The 219-nt window shown below is 46.6% G+C and carries 1 tRNA gene; it reads right to left on the bottom strand.

From position 1 onward, the window contains the following. Positions 1-128 precede the first annotated feature (128 nt). A tRNA-Ile gene (locus NI461_RS14185) sits at positions 129-205 on the bottom strand. Positions 206-219: the final 14 nt, after the last annotated feature.

Consider the following 219-nt stretch of genomic DNA (forward strand, 5'->3'; position numbering starts at 1 on the left):
AGTCGAACTCCTGACCTCCTGCGTGCAAAGCAGGCGCTCTACCAACTAAGCTAAGTCCCCAGCTTATCATTTAGATTTAATGTTTCTGATTCTCTGTCTTACTCTGCAATTGCTTGCTTCGTCAGTAGTGGTGGGTCTGACAAGACTTGAACTTGTGACCCCACGCTTATCAAGCGTGTGCTCTAACCAACTGAGCTACAGACCCTCAGATACATCAAT

It is taken from the genome of Acinetobacter sp. S4400-12 (assembly GCF_024129495.1).
In the GTDB taxonomy this organism is placed as follows: Bacteria; Pseudomonadota; Gammaproteobacteria; order Pseudomonadales; family Moraxellaceae; genus Acinetobacter; species Acinetobacter lwoffii_C.